The sequence below is a fragment of the Microcoleus sp. B3-D2 genome (assembly GCF_036705345.1).
Classification (GTDB): Bacteria; Cyanobacteriota; Cyanobacteriia; order Cyanobacteriales; family Microcoleaceae; genus Microcoleus.
This window is the reverse complement of record NZ_JAUBUG010000012.1, coordinates 93,419-114,044: the sequence shown is the minus strand read 5'-3', so window position 1 is coordinate 114,044 and position 20,626 is coordinate 93,419. Positions and strand designations below refer to the sequence as shown.

Here is a 20,626-nt window from a genome sequence, read left to right as displayed (position 1 = left end):
TTCTTCCTTCTTCCCTCTTCCTTCTTCCTTCTTCCCTCTTCCTTCTTCCTTCTTCCCTCTTCCTTCTTCCTTCTTCCTTCTCCCCACTTCCAAAACCTCAATAATATTAGCAGCTTGCGAGGTGCTACCGCTCGCATTCTCAGTATAAAATTGTGCAGTATCTCTACCTTGCGGCAAGTGGTTAATAAAAGGCGAAATATCAACTCCTGCAACACTTCTGCCATCTTCCGCTCTAATTTTAACCGCCGCCGGATTAGTCACCACAAATTCCCTACCATCTCCGGGGATTCGGTTGTAAACTCCCAACTCAATCGCCCTGAGTAAAGTTGATTTGCCGTGATAGCCGCCCCCAACAATCAAAGTAATGCCAGCGGGAATACCCATACCGGAAATCCAACCTCGATTCGGACAATTAAACTCAACTTTTAACGACTGCGGCGATTGAAAAGCCACAGCATTATTTAACAAAGGGCGATGGTCAACACCGCTGCGGCGGGGCAAAATAGAACCGTCCGCAACAAACGCAACTAATCCGTTTTCAGCTAACTGTTTCCGCAGCCAGTCAGCATCTTCTACAGTTTCAACGTGACGGCGACATTCCGCAGCATTTAAGTTAGCATACTTCAGAGATTGACTGACAATTTGCGGGATATCTTCGCACAGCATTTCAGCAGCTTGTCGCCCTAAAATACTGCGCCCGCCCGCTGGAAGTCCGACGGCAAATCGCAGTTCAACTCCTCCTAAATCTTCGATATCGGATGTATTTGAGGAAATGATAAATGCGGAAGTTCGCTCTAAAACTTCTTGTCCGAAGCGAGTCACTGCAATCATACCGCTTTTGCCAGTGCCGCGTTTGCTGCTGATGCTGTATGCGGCTTTGTCAAACTCGCGAATTAGGTAATCTCGCAAGGCTATTTCTCGACTGCGAGAATTGAAAAGTTCGCGGGGAATTTGAGCAATGTTTGGCGGAACTATGACTCTAAATTTACTGGGAGAAGCAAACGGATCTCCCTGAACGTAATCAATAATTAATGTGAATTCAGAAAAGTCGTAATTACCTTTAATGTCTTTGTAGGCTTTGTAGCCTCGATTGTCTAGTTGCAGTAAATGCCGTTGCAGGCTTTCTTTGTTAGTCATTAGTCATTAGTTATTAGTTGGCAGTTGGCAGTTGGCAGTATCAATAACAGTCATCATGCCCAATGCCCGATGCCCGATGTCCCATCCCCAATTCCCAATGCCCATGCTCAATTCCCAATTATTAATTACCTAATTCCAATAATTTAGCCACGGCATTGACAACAATTTGAGCAGAACCGGCGAAAAAAGGTCGATCGATAGTTGCTACTGTATCGCTAGATTGGTGATAGTGGGGCGATCGCAAATTTGCAGTATCCGTCACCAACACAGCACCAATTCCTTTATACCAGAAAGGCGCGTGGTCGCTCCGCAAAACATCGGGAGTCAGCAACCCTTTCAGGGGAACCGGCAGCGCCACCACCGGCGGCAAATCGGCTTTTCCAGACTCCGCAAAACTTTTCAATAGCAGCGGATGTTCCGCATCCCCAATCACAGCGATAAACTCGCCTTTGTCGGGAGAAGTTACCCCCGATGCTTCTAAAAAAGGTTGCGCTGTCAATCCTTCGGGATATTGCTGGCATCCGGGCGTGCGGCAGGCATAACCTACCATATCTAGGACGATCGCTCCCTGCAAATTTTTTAACCGCGCGTCGCTACCTGTAAACGCTAAACTGCCTAAAAGTCCGAGTTCTTCCCTGTCGAAAAATGCTACTTGCAATGTCCGAGGCGTGGGGCGAGAACCCAGCAATCTTGCTACTTCTAAAACTACTGCAACTCCCGTCGCATTGTCGTCAGCGCCCGGGGAGTTTGGTACAGTATCGTAGTGTGCTGCGACTAAAATTGCACCGGCGTTTGAGTCAGTACCTTTTCTCTCAGCGAAGACATTGATTCCGCGATCGAACGGCTGCAACTCTGCGGAAAATCCTAATGTTTGCAGTTGTTGGGAAATGTAGTCTCTCGTAAAAGAGCGAGATTGTTCTCCATCCCGTTCTCCTGCTAAACTATCGACGTGTTTCCACAAGCGGGACGGGTCAATTTTGGGCTGAAAAAAAGTATTTTTTTCAGCAGGAAGCGGTAAGGGAGACGGGTTTTGGGAAGTGTGGATATTGCGATCGAGCCCTAATTCGGGTACACCCGACAACCGCTGCCACGAGTCAGAACGCCAACCCACAGCCGCCACCGCAACTAGAATAAATAGCGCTATCCAAATCAATTTTTTCATCAGTAAGTCTATTTGAGATTTTAGACAGGGCTTACGCACTCCTCGCTCTCATCAACCGTTTTTTTGAGCAGGAGAGAGGACTGCAACGAAGTCTTTTCGTACAACCCGGTTTATCTGTCTAGGACTGTTAGATTTTAGATTTTATCTTAATACCCGAGTTCAAAATAAACCTGTTTCCAAAAATGAAACTCAAAACTCTTAATATTAGCTGTCGCTGAGGCAGTTTTGTGCTTTTTTTTACCTACTAATAAACCAGGTAAAATTATTTGAATGTCGCCGTCAAAGGTTTCTTGCTTATTCGAGTATTCGACGGCGACATTCACCTTAATAATTTACCTTTAACCTTCACAACTCAAAACTACTTTTTTTCCCACTCAATCTCCTTATTCTCCAAAATCAAGCCACTGCTGCTGGGAAAAGCATAAGGAATAGTTTTTGCCGAAAATTCAACTATTTGAGTTGGTTGTTGAAACCACTCGGAATAACTCGGGTTGAGTTGGTCGTACAGTGCTTTCAAAGCTTGGATTTCTGTCTCTAGCTGCGCTGCTGCTTGATTGATTCTGCGAGCTTGTGCTTGCAAGCGTTTTTCCCCGGTTTGAACGTTGTTTTCTACTTCTTGCCAGTGCTGTCCGGCAACCAATTTTTCTAGTTCACCTTGTTTGTAATTGAGTAAAGCCTGTTTTTGTTCCAGTTGCTTTTCAATATTTTTAGTCTCTCGGTCAATTTCCTGGACTTGCTGCAACCACTGCTCCCCAAAAGCAGCAGTTTGCTGGTGGAACTCAGCAATGGCTTCAGGAGTATTATTTTTGGGAAAACTGACTGCCACTCGGCACTCAGAGCGCTGTACGCCAAGTTTTTCCCGCGACTCTTGCAGGGCGGTAATTTCTGCTTGCAGCGCGCGGACTTCTTTTTGGAGTTCTGGGATGGTCTGACTCATGGGTTCAATTAGTGGACCTCTGCATCGATTTTAAGCTAATTGTTTATTTTTCTAACAAATCCCGGTCGCCTCTTTGCGGGAATTATCTAATTTTAGCGCGCTCTCACCCGGTGTCTAGGCAGAATGGCGGATAATTTGTGGCACAATGGCTGATGACATATTTTAGATTAAGATTAAAATTGTAATTAGTTATAAAGCTAAATTATTATCTTGGTAAAAGTTAATTTACAAATCCACATAAATTCCGGATGGCTGGGTTTTCCTATCGTAGAGAAAGTTCTGCTAAACTTTTGAAAATTTATGATTCCTAAAAAATTATTTAAAATTAGGAAATAGAGCAAATGAAAATAATTTTTCAATTAATATTGGGATATTTCGCGGTTGCTATTTTTGGTGTGGAATGTGGCATAAATCCAAAAATGTTACCGACAAGTCTAGGAGATGGGCATGGCACTCTCCTTGTAGAATGGATTTTGATTCGGTCTCAGAAACATAGCTATTTGCGCTCAGCATTTCGCCCCCTTACTTCTGCAAGTGCCACATTATTTTTGGATGATAAATCATCCCCAATAGAGCCAGTACAATTACCGACTTACAATTCTATACTATCTCAGAAAAATCAGATAAAAGAACCTAATTTTAGCTTAAAAATAATCGGTAATTATCTGGTTTTTATTTGTTTATTAATCTCCTTATTGATTAGGGATAAAAGAGTAAATATATTATCCAAGACTATGAGGTTAATTAAAACGAAGTCTGAAACAGATAATGACAAGCTACCAAAAGGAGAAAAAGTGTTGTATCCAAAAAAAGAACTGGATATCTGGCATACTATTGCCCAAATGACCCAAGATTTGCAGCAAGCTGCCGAATATGCTCTCGATATTTGCGAGGAAATGAACCTCTCAATAATTGCGACCACCCCGGGCGGTCATATCCTGTCGTTAAACCAAGCTACCTGTCAACTTTTGGGATACTCTAAAACAGAGTTGTTAGGGAAACCAATAGACGAACTTTTTAAGAAAACTGAATCACCACCACCAGAGTTAGAGTTAGCCAGTTTAACAGCCGAAGGTTCTGTCCGCAACGTCGAAAAAGTCTACCTTTCTAAAGAGCGAAAAAAAATAATTGTACTGCTTTCTATTTCAATTATTCGCGACGGTCAAGGCAAGGTCAGCGGCAAGTTATATATAGCACAAGATATTACTGATAGCAAGCGGGCAGAAAGAAATTTGCGGCGCAGTGAAAAAAAGTTTCGGCAACTGATAGAAACTGTGAATGCTGCGGCTTTTATCTATCACCGCCGAGAGTTGCGCTATGTCAATGCTCAGACAGAAGCTCTGACAGGATATACTCGCGAAGAATTGCTAGCATTGGATTTATACGACTTAATCCATCGAGATTTTATAGAAATAGTTAAAAGCTGGGGTAAATCCAGCCACGCACGCTCAAATGCAGGGTCAAAATATGAATTAATAATAGTCGCGAAAACCGGAAAAATGCGCTGGATTGAAGCAACTGTAGATATTATAAAATTTGAAAAAAAAGCCTCAATATTAATCACAGCATTTGACATCAGCGATCGCAAATTAGCAGAGTTAGAACTAGAAACATCTCTTTCGTTGCTTCAAGCAACCATTGAATCTACTGCTGACGGTATTCTGGCGGTTGACAGTACAGGAAAAGTTCTTACCTTTAACCGCAAGTTTGCCGAAATGTGGCAGTTGCCGGCTTTCCTGCTGGATTCGAGAGATAACAATCTAATTTGGGGGTTTGGAATCAACCAGTTAAAATACCCGGAAATATTTCTCAACCGCGCTAAAGAATTGTCCGATCGCCCCGCCGCAGAAAGTTACGATATCATAGAGTTTACAGATGGCAGAATCTTGGAGCGCTACTCGCTGCCACAGCGCACCGGAGGCAAAATTACTGGTCGGGTATTCAGCTTTCGGGATGTAACGGAACGGGTGCAATCCGAAGAAAAACTACGCAAAAGCGAAGAACGCTTTCACCTGTTGACGCGGGCGACAAATGATGCCGTATGGGATTTTGATTTATTAAAAAATGAGTATTGGTTAAGCGAAGAATTTGAAAAAGTTTTTGGATACAAACTCAATGAAAGTCAGACGATAGGATTAGAATCTTGGTGGCTAAATATTCATCCTGAAGAACGGGAAAGAGTGATGTTAAGCTTCAACGAAGCAATGAATTCAGACGCTCAATGTTGGTCGGAAGAATACAGCTTTCACCGTGCAGATGGGGGATATATTTTTGTGCTAGATCGCGGCTATATCATCCGTAATGAAAGTGGCAAAGCAGTAAGGGCGATCGGCACTATGATGGACATCACTCAGCGCAAGCAAGCTGAAGAAATTATTCGCTATCAAGCTGTTTATGACCAACTCACAGGTTTACCGAACCGGATACTTTTTAACGAGCGGCTGCTGGCGTCATTAAGAGAAGCTAAAAAAACAAAAAAAATGCTAGCAGTGATGTTTTTAGACTTGGACAGGTTCAAAAAGATTAATGATACACTAGGTCACGCTGCGGGCGATCGCCTGTTAGAAGGTTTTGCCGGACGCATCAGCGACAGTTTGCGATCGACTGACACGGTAGCCCGCTGGGGAGGCGACGAATTTACCATACTGCTCCCCGAGATCAATTGCTTAGAAGATGCAGTTAAAACAGCTCAAAGAATATTCAACAATTTAAAGCCAGCATTTAAACTAGAAGGACAACCGTTTCACGTCAGCAGCAGCATCGGCATTGCCCTTTATCCCGATGACGGTGAAGATGCCGAAACTTTAGTCAAAAATGCCGATACCGCCTTGTACCGCGCTAAAGAAATGGGAAGAAATAACTACCAGTTATATACTTCAACGATTAATCCCCAAGGCAGCCAGTTACTAACTATAGAACACAGGCTGCACGAGGCTTTAGAACAGGGAGAATTTGAGGTTTTCTACCAGCCAAAAGTCAACATTACTACTTGGAAAATTCAGGGCATGGAAGCCCTGCTGCGCTGGCAACATCCACAATTAGGTTTAGTTACTCCCGCTACATTTATTCCGATCGCCGAAGAGAACGGGCTCATTGTAGCTATTGGGGAATGGGTGCTGCAAACAGCCTGCACTCAAAATAAAGCTTGGCAGGATGCTTTGCAGCCAGATTTGCGGGTAGCAGTCAACGTTTCGGCTCGGCAGTTCCAGCAATTTAATTTATTAGAAATGGTAGCGAAATGCTTGGAAAAAAGCGGTTTAGCACCCAAGTATTTAGAGTTAGAAATTACCGAGACTACAGCCATGCAAGATGTGGATTATACCACAAAAGTTCTCAGGGATTTGCAGAACATGGGAGTGCAGATTGCGCTGGACGATTTCGGCACGGGTTATTGTTCTCTAAATTATCTCAAAAAGTTTCCCTTGAATATCTTAAAAATAGATAAATCCTTTGTCAGCGGACTGACGACCGATCCGTGCGAACGGGCGATCGCCAAGGCTGTAGCGACGCTGGGGCGAGATTTGAACTTGAGCGTAGTAGCCGAAGGAGTAGAAACTAAAGAGCAGTTGGAGTGTTTGCGCGAACTCCACTGTCAAGAAATTCAGGGTTATTATTTCAGCCCTGCCCTCTCGGCTGGCGATGCTAGCAAACTGTTGGTAAATTCTCAGTTAAGTAAAGTGAAAATTGCTTAATTAGTCATTAGTTATTAGTTATGGTTCTTGACCGCGAATCTTAGTCTCGCGACTTATTTTCCTCCGCTACACCCCCAACCTCATCACTGCTAAAGCGCTGCGGCGGGCCTAAGTTGTCGGGCAATTCGTTAAGATTCTTGCCCCAAGGGTGATACAGCGCTTTAACTTGAGAAATTGTCAGCTCAGGGGCCTCAAGTCCTAAATCCCGCCACGGCAGTTAAAACCTTAGCTAGGTTAGGGACACGGCACGGCTTCGTGTGCTTAATGATGGTCGATCGCGATCGCCCCCGCTTGTTAAAACTTAAAATAGTGTGCAGAATAACCCACTTGCGGCTAAAGACAGAGGAAAATATCGCTACTCCAACATAAAGGCTTTGTCTATGCAGCCGATTCGCACATTTAACGTTTCCCCCTCGCTACCGACAATTCTCGAACCCCTCCGCAAGCTTGCCTATAACTTGCACTGGGATTGGAACGTCGATACTAAAGACCTTTTCCGCCGCCTCGATCGAGACCTGTGGGACTCCAGCAACCAAAACCCGGTGCTGATGCTCGGAACCATATCTCAAGAGCGACTGCAAGAAATGGCAGAAGACGAAGGCTTCATTGCCCAAATGAACCGAGCAGCCCAGCAGTTAGACGATTATCTCAAAAATCGCGCCTGGTACCGCAAACAGCGCGGCACCGAGCAGCAAGAATGCTACGCTTACTTTTCGATGGAATTCGGCTTAGTTAAAGCCCTACCAATCTATTCGGGCGGTTTGGGTGTACTCGCAGGCGACCACCTCAAATCAGCTAGCGATTTGGGATTGCCCTTAGTCGGCGTTGGTTTGCTTTACCAAGAAGGCTATTTCTCGCAGTATCTCAACGCCGACGGGTGGCAGCAAGAACGCTATCCGCTCAACGATTTCTACAATATGCCACTCCACCTGGAACGCAATCCCGACGGTTCGGAATTGCGGATTGAGGTAGACTATCCCGGCCGCAAGGTGTACGCCCGGATTTGGCGGGTACAAGTGGGAACGGTTCCTTTGTACCTGATGGATACAAATATTGAACCTAACACCCGCTACGACCAAGATATTAGCGACCAACTGTACGGCGGTGACAAAACCCTGCGGATGCACCAAGAAATCATGCTGGGCATCGGTGGCGTGAAAATGCTCAAGGCATTGGGGCTGACAGTTACGGCTTATCACATGAATGAAGGCCACGCGGCTTTCATGGCTTTGGAACGCATACGGATGCTGATGGAGGAATATCACCTGAGTTTCGTGGAAGCGGAACAGGTGGTGGTTTCGAGCAGTATGTTTACGACTCACACGCCGGTGCCTGCTGGGTTTGACTTGTTCGAGCCGGATATGGTGATGCACTATCTAGGTCAGTATCCCAAGATGTTTGGCTTGTCGCAAGATGAGTTTTTAGGATTGGGCCGGGAGAATACTGGCGATTTGTCCGCACCTCTGAATATGGCAATTTTGGCAATTAAAATGTCTAGTTTTGTCAACGGGGTGGCCGCTTTGCACGGCGTGGTGTCGCGCCCGATGTTTCAGGGTTTGTGGCCGGGTTTGCCGCAGGAAGAAGTACCGATTACTTCGATTACCAACGGGGTGCACGCTCGCAGTTGTGTGGCGAAGTCTACTCAGGAGTTGTACGATCGATACCTCGGCCCGGATTGGGAAATGACCGGTAAGGACGATCGTCTCTGGGACAGGCTTCCGTCTATTCCTGATGAGGAATTGTGGCGCAATCACGAACGCTGCCGGTCGGAGTTGGTGGTGTTCGCGCGGGAGTGGCTGCAAAAGACTTTGCGCGAGCGCGGTGCGGCCCAAACGGAAATCGAAAACGCGCGGGAGGCTCTCGATCCGAAGGTGCTGACGATCGGGTTTGCACGCCGCTTTGCTACTTACAAGCGGGCGACGCTGTTTTTGCGCGATGTCGATCGAATTATGCGGATCATGCGGGACAAAAACCGCCCGGTGCAGTTTGTGATTGCTGGGAAAGCTCACCCGATGGATATTCCGGGTAAGGAATTGATTCGAGATATCGTTCACTTCATCCGCGAGCACGAGACGATGAGCTCGATGGTATTTTTGCCGAACTACGACATTAACGTTGCTCGGATGATGGTGTCGGGCTGCGATGTGTGGCTGAATACGCCGCGCCGCCCCCGTGAGGCTTCGGGTACTTCCGGGATGAAAGCTTCGATGAATGGTTTGCCGAATCTGAGCATCCTTGACGGGTGGTGGGATGAGGCTGATTATGTTCGTACCGGTTGGCCGATCGGACATGGCGAGTTTTACGAAGATACTAAGTATCAGGATGAGGTCGAGGCGAATGCTTTGTACGACTTGATGGAAAAGGAAGTTGTACCCCTATTTTACAACCGGGATGCTGATGGAATTCCCCGCGGTTGGACGGCGAAAATGAAGGATTCGATTCGCTTGAATTGTCCTTTGTTCAATACTGCTCGGATGGTGAAGGATTACGCGCGGCGGGCATATTTCCCGGTGAGCGATCGCTACCACACCATGACTTCGGATAATTGCGCTCCGGCGAAGGAGTTGTCTCATTGGAAGAAGCACGTTCTCGCGAAGTGGAACGACATTAAGATTGAGGCTGTTGATATTTCCCAGGATAAGGAAGTTAAGGTCAATCAGTCGATCGCTGTTAAATCTCGGATTAATCTGATGGGATTGACGCCTGCAGACGTGCAAGTTGAACTTTATCAAGGTTCGGTTGATGCTAACGGAGATATTGTCGGCGGCGTGCCGGTGGTGATGGAGTATTTGGGAGAAGATGCTAACAATGCTAGCCTTTATACGGCTGACATTACTTATACTTCTAGTGGTTTGCAAGGTTTGTCGTTGCGGGTTTTGCCGAAGCACGATAATCTCAGCAGTCCTTATGAAGCTGGCGTGATTCTCTGGGCACATTAAAGGAAGGAAGAAGGAAGAAGGAAGAGGGAAGAAGGAAGAAGGAAGAGGGAAGAAGGGCACGGATACACGGATGAATTTAACTGTGTTTCCCAATTCTCCCCCTCTCCCCCTCTCCCTCTGGCTGTCTCCTCGTCTCTCTCGCACTCTTTATGGAAGTTCGGGAATGACTATGTAGCCGATTGTGCAACGATCGCCCAATACCACATTCCGCTCTATTTCCTAGTACCACCAGTGAACCCGTATATAAGCGTACAGCAAGGCATCTAGCTGGTCTTCTAAGGCTTTGAGGGTGGCAACACTGGTCGGGATTTCGGGGAGATTTGAACCACCTATGAACGCTGATTCTTATGCAGGATTTTTGCGAAATTCAGAGTGGGTTCGAGGATTGCTCAATATCTACAATAGACTGGCATAATTTCATCAATTAGAGTTGACCTTCTGCCAGTTTTTCTTGTTCTTGGCGTTGCTGAATACAGGTATAAATTCAAGATTGCGGAATTTTTCTAAGCCCAGTCGGGTGAGTTTTGTAACTTCCGATAAAAGTTGATTCATACCGTGAATCAGCAAAGCCCAAAATTTATATCCATCACTATGAAAGCCGCCGAGCAAAATAGTCATGCCACAATAGTCACACTTTTTCACACTGCCATTTCATAAAATTGAAGGAAGCCTTGAGACACCTCTAGTTTAGGTTATTTACCCACACCCGCTGGCTGCTGACGGTTTCGCACTTCCAGAAAAATCAACAAAGCATTAACATCAGCCGGATTCACCCCACCAATTCTGGCCGCTTGGCCAATAGTCAGTGGCTGCACTTTAGTCAACTTTTCCCGCGATTCTTTGGAGAGAGTTGTAATTGCCATGTAATCCAAATCCGCAGGCAATTGTCGGCGTTCATGTCTGACAATTTCATCAATTTGATTTTGCTGTTTTTGCAGATAGCCAGAATATTTGATATCAATTTCCGCACCATCTTTCTCAGCCAACTTCAGACTATAATTGCCTAAATTGTAGCGTTCCAAGTCCACATAATGAAAACCAGGACGACGCAACAAATCAGCGAGAGTAATTGAACCTTTAATCGCTTGTTGAGTATCAGCCAAAATTGCCTTGCCAACTTCCTCGTGCTCTTTCACCCGCGTCGAGTACAAGCGTTCCTTCTCTGCCACAATATTAGCTTGTTTGCGATCGAACAACTTCCAGCGGCGATCGTCAATCAAACCAATTTCCCGTCCCAGCGGCGTCAAGCGTTGGTCAGCATTGTCCGATCGCAATAATAGCCGGTATTCCGATCGCGAAGTCAACATCCGGTAAGGTTCCCGCAAATCCTTCGTACACAAATCATCGATCAAAGTGCCGATATAACTTTGCTCGCGAGGAAACACAATCATCTCCTGATTTTTCGCAAACCGAGCTGCATTAATCCCCGCCACGAGCCCCTGTGCAGCCGCCTCCTCATATCCAGTTGTACCGTTCACCTGACCCGCGCAAAACAGCCCTTCGATCTTCTTAGTCATCAGCGTGGGAAAGCACTGAGTAGCAGGCAAATAATCGTACTCCACAGCATAAGCAGGGCGCATCATCTCGCACTTTTCCAAACCCGGAAGAGTCCGCAGCATTTGCAATTGCAAATTTTCCGGTAAACCCGTAGAAAATCCTTGGATATAAAGTTCAGGAATATCTCTACCTTCCGGTTCAATAAAAATCTGGTGACTTTCCTTATCCGCAAACCGCACAATCTTATCTTCAATACTCGGACAATAGCGCGGCCCCTTCGCATCAACCCAGCCGCCGTAGACTGGAGAAAGATGCAAATTGTCTCTAATTAACTGATGAGTAGCTGGCGTAGTTCGAGTTAAATAACAAGACATTTGTTCCCGTTCGATCCAAACTTCTGGATCGAAACTAAACCAGCGAACCTCTGCATCTCCCGGCTGCGGTTCCAGGTTGGTATAATCCAGAGTACGCTTGTCAACTCTTGCGGGAGTTCCTGTTTTTAACCTCCCTGTTTCAAAGCCCAAACGATTAAGAGTTTCCGTCAAGCCAACGGCGGCAAATTCTCCGGCGCGTCCGGCGGGCATTGACTTATTACCTACCCAAATTGTGCCACCTAAAAAAGTGCCTGTGGTCAGAATTACTGCTTTGCATTCAAAGGCGACGCCAAAGTATGTTTCAACTCCGATTACTTCTTCGTTTTTGCCCAAAACTAAGTCTGTAACCATCGCTTCCCGGATGGTTAAATTCTCTTGATTTTCGACAATATTATTCATTACAGCGGCGTATTCCCGCTTGTCAGTTTGTGCTCGCAGGGCCCACACTGCGGGACCTCTCGAAGAGTTGAGGACGCGCTTTTGTAAGTAGGTGCGATCGGCCATTTTGCCAATTTCCCCGCCTAACGCATCTACTTCGTTAGTAAGTTGGGTTTTAGCCGGGCCGCCGACAGCGGGATTGCAAGGTTGCCACGCAATTTTGTCGATGTTGAGGGTGAGGAGAAGGGTGCGACAGCCGAGGCGAGAAGTAGCGAGGGCGGCTTCGCAGCCGGAGTGTCCGCCACCTACTACGATGATGTCGAAACTGTCTTGGAATTCTACGGGTGTTTGTGCGGTCATGGTCTGCGTTTGAGCGGCAAGGACTCGTACTTTATTTTAGCAGTAATGGCGATCGTTTTGGGATTGGGTTTTTGGCAAAAATATTCATGGGGGATTTTTAACCGCAGATGAACGCAGATGAACCCGGATGGAGGTTGGGTTTAATCTGAATTTGGCTGGTTGATTAGGCTCAAATTCATGCAGATTAATCGCGATTAACATTATGCTCGATAATGCGATCGACAGCCAGCGACCAAAAGAGCAAAATTACCACAACCTTGTTAGGATCGCAATACACATTTGAATGGTTAGAACTTTCTAACCCAAGAGAGCCGCTGTGATGAGTATTCCTCCTCGAAATGCTGGGAACTGCACTCGACTTTAAAAACCTAAGATTGGAGGTTTTGCCGATTAGCCAGACCGAAACTTATCTGACTATTCTGTAAATTTATCCCCAACAGCTAGCAGATTACCTACATCTTCTCAACTCTTCCTTCGCGTCCTAGCGCTTACGCGCGGCTTCGCCTAACGCGCCTTCGCTTCAATAATTCCGTAATCTTGCAGTTTTGCGCTATGTTAGACAAAAAAATCTCAACAAGCGTACACAAGTGAAATACTTCTTCTTATCCGACGGCTGGAAAGTTGGGCGCGTCTGGGGCGTAGGTGGCGAGTGGAGTCACGCCGCCTGGAGGCGCTCGCCGGACATCCAACAGCTAAACCTCTGTCTTGTCGATCGCAACGAAAAAATGTGGCTCTACCGCGTAGAAGACGCCGTACTCATGGTAGAAGTCCAACCAGGAGTCCGTCCCGATCCCGCCGATCCCGCCAAAAATATCGGCAACGTCACCCTCACCAGACTGATCGATGCCGAGCAAGTCCTCGAACGCCTCGGGACGATCGCCGCCCGCTGCGAAATGGGCAACCCACAACTAATGTAATGCCCAACATATTGCAATCGGTTCTAACACTCGATACACTTCTTTAAATAACTTTCATTTTTATGCCTCCACCTTTGAAGGTAGATGGCAGTCGGCAAAAGGCAGAGTTTAAACCCTGCAGGTAACTGCTGGGGATTCAGAATCTGAATTTTCCGTAAAAATAGACATCATCACTTACACCTTGGAGAACCGCAGTCAATGGGACTACCCTGGTATCGCGTACACACAGTCGTCTTAAATGACCCAGGCCGATTGATTTCTGTACACTTAATGCACACTGCCCTCGTGGCAGGTTGGGCCGGCTCAATGGCCCTTTATGAACTAGCAGTTTTTGATCCCACAGACCCAGTTCTGAACCCGATGTGGCGTCAAGGGATGTTCGTGTTGCCCTTCATGACTCGCTTGGGAGTTACGGGTTCTTGGGGCGGTTGGAGCATCACCGGCGAAGGTAACGTCGATCCGGGCTTCTGGTCCTTTGAAGGCGTCGCCGTTGCTCACATCATCCTCTCTGGCCTGCTGTTCTTAGCAGCAGTTTGGCACTGGGTATTTTGGGACTTAGAACTTTTCAGAGACCCTCGCACCGGCGAACCCGCCCTCGACTTGCCAAAAATGTTTGGCATTCACCTGTTCCTCTCCGGCTTGCTCTGCTTCGGCTTCGGCGCATTTCACCTTTCGGGACTTTTTGGCCCCGGAATGTGGGTGTCCGACCCCTACGGCCTGACCGGTCACGTGCAGCCAGTGGCACCTTCTTGGGGCCCTGAAGGCTTTGACCCGTATAATCCGGGCGGCATCGTGGCTCACCACATTGCAGCGGGCGTAGTCGGCGTAATTGCCGGTTTGTTCCACTTGACAGTGCGGCCGCCGGAACGTCTTTACAAAGCCCTGCGGATGGGGAATATCGAAACTGTACTTTCTAGCAGTATCGCTGCCGTGTTCTTCGCAGCCTTTGTGGTTGCGGGTACGATGTGGTACGGTTCTGCTGCTACTCCGATCGAACTTTTTGGCCCCACTCGCTATCAGTGGGACAGCGGCTATTTCCAACAAGAAATCGATCGCAGAGCTCAAGCTACCTTGGCCGGTGGCCAAGGCTTCCAAGAAGCTTACGAACAAATTCCCGAGAAATTGGCTTTCTACGACTACGTGGGCAACTCTCCTGCTAAAGGCGGTTTGTTCCGCGCCGGCGCGATGGTCAATGGCGATGGTATTGCTAAATCTTGGCTGGGCCATCCAGTATTTACTGACAGCGAAGGTCGGGTATTGTCGGTTCGCCGCCTCCCCAACTTCTTTGAAACTTTCCCAGTAATTTTGACGGACAAAGATGGGGTCGTTCGCGCTGACATCCCCTTCCGCCGTGCTGAATCAAAATACAGCTTTGAACAAAGCGGAGTTACCGTCAGTTTCTACGGCGGCGAACTTAACGGTCAAACCTTTGATAATCCTCAAGATGTTAAGAAGTTTGCTCGCGCCGCTCAAAAGGGTGAAGTATTTGAATTCGATCGTGAAACCTTGAACTCGGACGGGGTGTTCCGCACTTCGACTCGCGGTTGGTTCACTTTCGGTCACGTTTGCTTTGCTTTGCTATTCTTCTTCGGCCATATCTGGCACGGTTCTCGGACTATTTTCCGCGATGTGTTTGCTGGAGTTGAGGCTGACTTGGAAGAACAAGTCGAGTGGGGCCTGTTCCAAAAGGTGGGCGACGTAACCACAAGAAGAGAAGAATCTATCTAGATTTCGCCAGCCTCTGGGTACGTGGGAAACTTCCCCGCTACACAAAAACCCGGTTTCTTGAAGAAACCGGGTTTTTTTAGTTAATAATAAAACCAACAATTAAGATAAAATAATACGGCAAGGGAAGATAGGGAAAATTTAACATGGAAAGTGTTGCTTACATTTTGATTCTGGCTTTAGCCATAGGCGTACTATTTTTTGCGATCGCCTTTCGGGAACCTCCCCGGATTGGCAAATAATTAGCTATACGCCTCCAGCAAGTCCAAAATATCTTGAACCGGACTGCGGTTAGCCCGCATCATAGGAATCTAATTTGATGCGGGACTATTTCACCGCTGTGTGCTAAGTGATTTTTCTTGTCCAGCCATTCATCAGACCCCAGGCGGTTAGATGAATGGCAATTTGCTGGCAACGCCTGTTAAAATCAGCAATCATGCGCTGTACCTCCTGCCAACACACAAATAGCCGCGTTCTAGAATCGCGTTCAGCCGAATCAGGTCAAAGCATCCGTCGGCGGCGCGAGTGTTTGAGCTGCCAGCACCGCTTCACAACTTACGAACGCATAGAATTTGTGCCGATTACGGTGATCAAGCGGGACGGCAAGCGCGAATCTTTTGACAGGTCAAAATTAGTCAGGGGATTGATTCGGGCCTGCGAAAAAACCGGTTTGTCTTCCGGGCATCTCGAAACTCTGGCCGAAGAAATCGAGGCCCAACTCCAAGGTCGATCGCTCCGAGAAATCGCCAGCTCAGAAATAGGGGAACTGGTGCTGTTGCACCTGCGGCCGCTCAGCGAAGTCGCTTATGTCCGTTTTGCCTCCGTATATCGGCAATTTCGAGGGATCCGAGATTTTGTAGATACCCTAAATCACCTTCAGAATCCCCTCAACGAAGCTGAAGATGCAGAAACTAGACCGAATTTTGACGCAGATTTGCCGGATTCGGAATCAGCCGATCGAGAAAGCCCAGCATCCTGCGCTAGTCCCAGCTAAGCTCGCTTAAATTAATTTATAGAAATATTCTGGGAGATTGAAAACCGTGTCGCGAGGAAGGCCCGGAGGAATAGCGACTCAAGGGACTCTCATTAGAGCGAGTGTTCTTTTTTCTCAGTAAGAGTGCTGGGTGTGATATGATCGTCATCGGTCTAAAATAGAGTATAACTAGACAACGTAAAAACTTAACTGGATTAGTTGAGTGCGTAGTCACACCTAACGGTGTTGCAGTTTAGGAAAGCTCGGATTTGAACAAAACCTAACTAAAGATCGGTGACTAATTAAATACGGTAGGGCATACCGAAATTTACGCTTCTGGAGAAACCGACCTCTACTTAGACTGGAGTCATCCTGTCGCCAGCAAGTCGGCTCGTTGAATGAAGAATCTCAGTTTATTTATACCTGAGAGTGTCAAAATAGTCTACTTGACTCGGAATGTTAAGATTAAACGTTTTAACACAGAGTATGGAGTAACAGTAATGGCAAGCGCTGGTGTGCAGTTGCACCCGGCAAAAGTTAGCAAAAACTGACTTTAGTAAAAGATTTGGAAAAAAGTTAATCGCTTTTTCACCAACATCTCTAATATCTGCCGGCACAAACGAAAAACATGAAGGAGAGAAATCCTAGGAAACTATTCGCATGGTCAATCTCAAAACCACAGTCAAAGACATCGGCTTTACTCACGAAGATTTTGCAGCCCTACTTGATAAATATGACTATCACTTTAGCCCGGGCGATGTAGTAGCGGGTACAGTTTTTAGTATAGAACCGAGGGGCGCTCTGATTGATATCGGTGCTAAAACAGCAGCGTACATTCCCATTCAGGAAATGTCGATCAATCGAGTCGAAACCCCTGAAGAGGTATTGCAATCAAACGAAACTAGAGAATTTTTCATCCTCACCGATGAAAATGAAGACGGACAATTAACCCTGTCCATCCGGCGCATCGAGTATATGCGGGCGTGGGAAAGAGTGCGACAACTGCAAGCAGAAGATGCCACAGTACGATCGCAAGTATTTGCCACCAACCGTGGCGGCGCACTCGTGAGAATAGAAGGCTTGCGAGGCTTTATTCCCGGTTCTCATATAAGTACCCGCAAACCGAAGGAAGAATTAGTCGCCGAAGAATTACCATTAAAATTCTTAGAGGTAGACGAAGACCGCAACCGCCTAGTGTTGAGTCATCGTCGCGCCTTAGTTGAGCGCAAGATGAACCGCCTCGAAGTCGGGGAAGTCGTCATCGGTACAGTACGCGGTATCAAGCCTTACGGTGCCTTTATCGACATCGGCGGCGTCAGCGGCTTGCTGCACATCTCGGAAATTTCACACGATCACATCGATACGCCTCATAGCGTCTTCAATGTCAACGACGAAGTGAAAGTGATGATCATTGACTTGGATGCCGAGAGGGGCCGGATTTCTCTCTCCACCAAGCAGTTGGAACCGGAACCGGGCGCGATGGTCAAAAATCGCGAATTGGTGTACGAAAAAGCTGAGGAAATGGCAGCTAAGTTCCGGGAGAAAATGCTCGCTCAAAAGCAAGCTAAAGCAGGCATAGACGTTCCTGTAGACTCAACTGATGCTGATGATGACTTCTCCGACGAACTCGAAGATGTGCCCTCAGCAATGGAAGAGGATCTGCCGGAAGTAGCACCCGAAGTAGCACCCGAAGCAGCACCTGAAGCAGCACCCGAAGCAGTATTAGATGTAGAGGAAGAAATCCCTCCTGCGACGGAAGAATAATATCGTAGTTAGTGTGATTAAAAGAGGGAAAATTCCCTCTTTTTTTTTAGTTAGTCATTAATTATTATATCAATTCCGGTTGCACCGGAATTATTGTTGACTGTTGACTGTTGACTGTTGACTGTTGACCGAAAGCATCTAGGATACAAGCCCCTAGATTCATCCGTGGAGAAATAAAAAACGTGTCTCCGATAAACAAGTCCCCGAATTTATCCGTGGGGTCAATGCTTCAATTATTTAATCTTTAATCTTTAATCTAAAATCTTTAATCGATTGACTGTTGACCGAAAGCATCCAGGATACAAGCCCCTGGATTCATCCGTGGAGAAATAAAAAACTTGTCTCCGATAAACAAGCGCCCGAATTTATCCGTGGGGTCAATGCTTCAATTCTTTAATCTTTAATCTTTAATCTTTAATCTTTAATCGATTGACTGTTGACCCAAAGCATTCAGGATACAAGCCCCTGGATTCATCCGTGGAGAAATAAAAAACTTGTCTCCGATAAACAAGCGCCCGAATTTATCCGTGGGGTCAATGCTTCAATTATTTAATCTTTAATCTTTAATCTAAAATCTTTAATCGATTGACTGTTGACCGAAAGCATCCAGGATACAAGCCCCTCGATTCATCCGTGGAGAAATAAAAAACTTGTCTCCGATAAACAAGCGCCCGAATTTATCCGTGGGGTCAATGCTTCAATTATTTAATCTAAAATCTAATATCATTTCCGGTTACACCGGAATGAGGTTGACTGTTGACGGGCGGGTCGCAAAACTGAATGGTTGAGTGTTAACTGTTGACTCGATTTTATTATTCCGATGCCACCGGAAACGATATTAGTCGCTGCTGGGCGGTTGACAATTCCCAATTCCCAATTCCCAATTCCCAATTCTTAATTACCGAGATTTAAGATATTTCTGTAGACCGATGCAGCGATCGCACTTTGAATTAAAACAAATGACAGCGCGATCAATCTGCCTAAATAGGCATGGCCTTCATGGTGCTAATTTGTTAAGATTTATCAAGGGCAGAGAAATCCGCACAGGTGCAAACTCATCAAAATTCTCACGCCAGAACCAACCAGACGAGCAAAGTATACAACAAAATTCTTATAAATTTCTTGCCCTGAGGCTCAAAGGCAAGTGGATCATGAACATCGAACTATTAAAAGAAAAATTAGAACAGCTAAAAAAACGTCCCAATGCTAGCAAAGGAACGATCGACCAAATCGGAAATTGGTTAACCGGTTCCCACATTTTGCAGAGATTGAGAATTAATCCTTACTACGTAGCAGGGGATACAGTCAAGAATGTTAAAAAAATTACTTCGGAATTTCTGCACGGAGTGAAAGCCGGTGTCTTTGACTTGCACTGGGATATTCACTGCCCCCACTGCAACATGATTACAGAAGAATTTAAGGATTTGGCAGACACATCAGAAATGTCTTTTTGCCCGATGTGCGAGCGCGAGTTTAAAATTGATTTGCTCGATCGTGTCGAAGTCACTTTTTCGTTGAACAAAGAAATCGAAGACCCGCAACTGCGGCCCGTCTGCGCTCCCCCTCCCGTACTCCAGAGCAAACTGCAACTGGTAACGCCTTTATACTGCACCGAATCCGAGATAGTTAGCTTAGAAAAAGGTCGATACCGCTACTGCTGTCCCCTGACTTTAGCTAAAGGCATTTTAAAAGTTGAAGGCGAAGAAACAGAAGAGATACAAGAAATTCAACTCCAGCAGTTGGCCGGCCCAGATTTCGATAAAAAAGAGCTTGCCGTGCGTCCGGGAAAACTCAAGATAGAATTAACTAATACCGAACACAATTTGTCGGGGCTGATTTTGCATTCAGATGAATTGCCCGATGAATTGAAAGTAGAACAACTGCCCCTGCGACTGTCAGGAATCCAACTGCTTCATCACCCGGATTATAAGCGTTTGTTCGGCGATCAAGTAATATCGGAAAGAGAGCGAGTCAAGATTCGGGCGATTACTATTATGTTTACTGATATTACCGGTTCTACCAGAATGTACGAGACACTGGGAGATACTAAAGCTTACAATATTGTGCGCGACCATTTTGAAATTTTCTTTGAGTCGATCGAGAAATTTGGCGGTAAAGTCATTAAAACCATCGGCGATGCCGTCATGGCTTCCTTTATCAGCAACGAACAAGCAATTATGGCTGCCGCTGGTGCTGTAGCCTGTTTGAGAGAGTATAACTCCACTCGCCAACCACAAGAGTGGATTCAAGTCAGAATTGGCATTCACCGAGGTACAGCTTTGCTGGTAAATCTTAATAATGCGATCGACTATTTTGGCTCTACAGTCAACAAAGCCGCCCGAATTCAAAATCTTTCTAAAAGTGACGAAGTTTCGTTTTCCGAAGATGTTTACAGCGACGCAGCATTTTTAACAGCATTAAAAGCTGCTGGAGTCTCCGAAATTCAAAAACGAGTAGAAGATTTAAAAGGAATACAAGGCGCACAAGTCGCTTATACTGCTAGAATTAATACGGAATCAGTAATCCCGCTGTCTGCTACACTTGTCGCTGAAAAAAGCTAAGTACATAAGCAGATATACTACTTGGTTATTGCCAGCCTCTCGTTGCGATCGCCCCAACAGCAGATAGACTTGTTCGAGAGCGCTCAGATCATGGCTCCCACAGTGTAGCTCATTTTTAAGGGAGCTTCATAATGCCGATAACTTAAGTAGGCTTTGATAAAAATAGTCCGAATTACTCAGCATTACGCTTGCCAGGTATGTATTCTACTA

Annotated in this window: 14 protein-coding genes; 8 read left to right on the top strand and 6 right to left on the bottom strand. The window is 46.3% G+C overall.

Annotated elements, in window-relative coordinates:
• The 4 genes from QUB14_RS07220 to QUB14_RS07205 form a co-directional block, all read right to left on the bottom strand.
• The coding region (locus tag QUB14_RS07220) for an ABC-ATPase domain-containing protein (RefSeq protein ID WP_333297136.1) at positions 1 to 1,137 on the bottom strand (1,137 nt) is incomplete at its 3' end.
• Positions 1,138 to 1,258: 121 nt separating this feature from the next.
• Positions 1,259 to 2,299 (bottom strand): M28 family peptidase, encoded by a 1,041-nt coding sequence (locus QUB14_RS07215; protein WP_333214825.1) that lies wholly within the window; start codon positions 2,297 to 2,299, stop codon positions 1,259 to 1,261.
• A gap of 146 nt (positions 2,300 to 2,445) precedes the next feature.
• Positions 2,446 to 2,622 (bottom strand): hypothetical protein, encoded by a 177-nt coding sequence (locus QUB14_RS07210; protein ID WP_333214821.1) that lies wholly within the window; start codon positions 2,620 to 2,622, stop codon positions 2,446 to 2,448.
• Between the two features lie 35 nt (positions 2,623 to 2,657).
• Positions 2,658 to 3,236 carry a hypothetical protein gene (locus QUB14_RS07205; RefSeq protein ID WP_190663868.1) on the bottom strand — a complete coding sequence of 193 codons (579 nt, stop codon included), beginning with the start codon at positions 3,234 to 3,236 and terminating at the stop codon, positions 2,658 to 2,660.
• 794 nt (positions 3,237 to 4,030) lie between these two features.
• Here QUB14_RS07205 and QUB14_RS07200 point away from each other — a divergent pair.
• Both QUB14_RS07200 and glgP read left to right on the top strand, forming a co-directional pair.
• Complete coding sequence (locus QUB14_RS07200) at positions 4,031 to 6,928, top strand: EAL domain-containing protein (protein WP_333214818.1); 2,898 nt, start codon at positions 4,031 to 4,033, stop codon at positions 6,926 to 6,928.
• 380 nt (positions 6,929 to 7,308) lie between these two features.
• Positions 7,309 to 9,867: an alpha-glucan family phosphorylase gene (glgP, locus tag QUB14_RS07195; RefSeq protein ID WP_333214882.1), complete on the top strand. Its 2,559-nt coding sequence runs from the start codon at positions 7,309 to 7,311 to the stop codon at positions 9,865 to 9,867.
• Between the two features lie 420 nt (positions 9,868 to 10,287).
• Here the strand turns inward: glgP and QUB14_RS07190 are convergent, their stop codons facing one another.
• Both QUB14_RS07190 and mnmG read right to left on the bottom strand, forming a co-directional pair.
• On the bottom strand, positions 10,288 to 10,509 hold the full coding sequence (locus QUB14_RS07190; protein ID WP_333214816.1) for a hypothetical protein: 222 nt from the start codon (positions 10,507 to 10,509) through the stop codon (positions 10,288 to 10,290).
• A 50-nt stretch (positions 10,510 to 10,559) separates the two neighbouring features.
• On the bottom strand, positions 10,560 to 12,476 hold the full coding sequence (gene mnmG / locus QUB14_RS07185) for a tRNA uridine-5-carboxymethylaminomethyl(34) synthesis enzyme MnmG (RefSeq protein ID WP_333214814.1): 1,917 nt from the start codon (positions 12,474 to 12,476) through the stop codon (positions 10,560 to 10,562).
• Positions 12,477 to 13,063: 587 nt separating this feature from the next.
• Between mnmG and QUB14_RS07180 the strand changes: the two genes are divergently transcribed.
• The 6 genes from QUB14_RS07180 to QUB14_RS07155 all read left to right on the top strand — a co-directional run bounded on the left by QUB14_RS07180 (position 13,064) and on the right by QUB14_RS07155 (position 20,416).
• The gene (locus QUB14_RS07180) at positions 13,064 to 13,393 is read left to right on the top strand and encodes a hypothetical protein (protein WP_333214812.1); all 330 of its coding nucleotides are present in this window, start codon (positions 13,064 to 13,066) and stop codon (positions 13,391 to 13,393) included.
• A gap of 198 nt (positions 13,394 to 13,591) precedes the next feature.
• The gene (gene psbB / locus QUB14_RS07175) at positions 13,592 to 15,121 is read left to right on the top strand and encodes a photosystem II chlorophyll-binding protein CP47 (protein ID WP_333214810.1); all 1,530 of its coding nucleotides are present in this window, start codon (positions 13,592 to 13,594) and stop codon (positions 15,119 to 15,121) included.
• Positions 15,122 to 15,264: 143 nt separating this feature from the next.
• Positions 15,265 to 15,360: a photosystem II reaction center protein T gene (locus tag QUB14_RS07170; protein ID WP_006635641.1), complete on the top strand. Its 96-nt coding sequence runs from the start codon at positions 15,265 to 15,267 to the stop codon at positions 15,358 to 15,360.
• Between the two features lie 194 nt (positions 15,361 to 15,554).
• Positions 15,555 to 16,112, top strand: coding sequence for a transcriptional regulator NrdR (gene nrdR / locus QUB14_RS07165; protein WP_333214880.1), 558 nt, complete (start codon positions 15,555 to 15,557; stop codon positions 16,110 to 16,112).
• Positions 16,113 to 16,751: 639 nt separating this feature from the next.
• Positions 16,752 to 17,855, top strand: coding sequence for a 30S ribosomal protein S1 (locus tag QUB14_RS07160; protein ID WP_333214808.1), 1,104 nt, complete (start codon positions 16,752 to 16,754; stop codon positions 17,853 to 17,855).
• A gap of 1,151 nt (positions 17,856 to 19,006) precedes the next feature.
• Positions 19,007 to 20,416, top strand: a complete 1,410-nt coding sequence (locus tag QUB14_RS07155) for an adenylate/guanylate cyclase domain-containing protein (protein ID WP_333214806.1) — start codon at positions 19,007 to 19,009, stop codon at positions 20,414 to 20,416.
• The last annotated feature ends 210 nt before the right edge of the window (positions 20,417 to 20,626 follow it).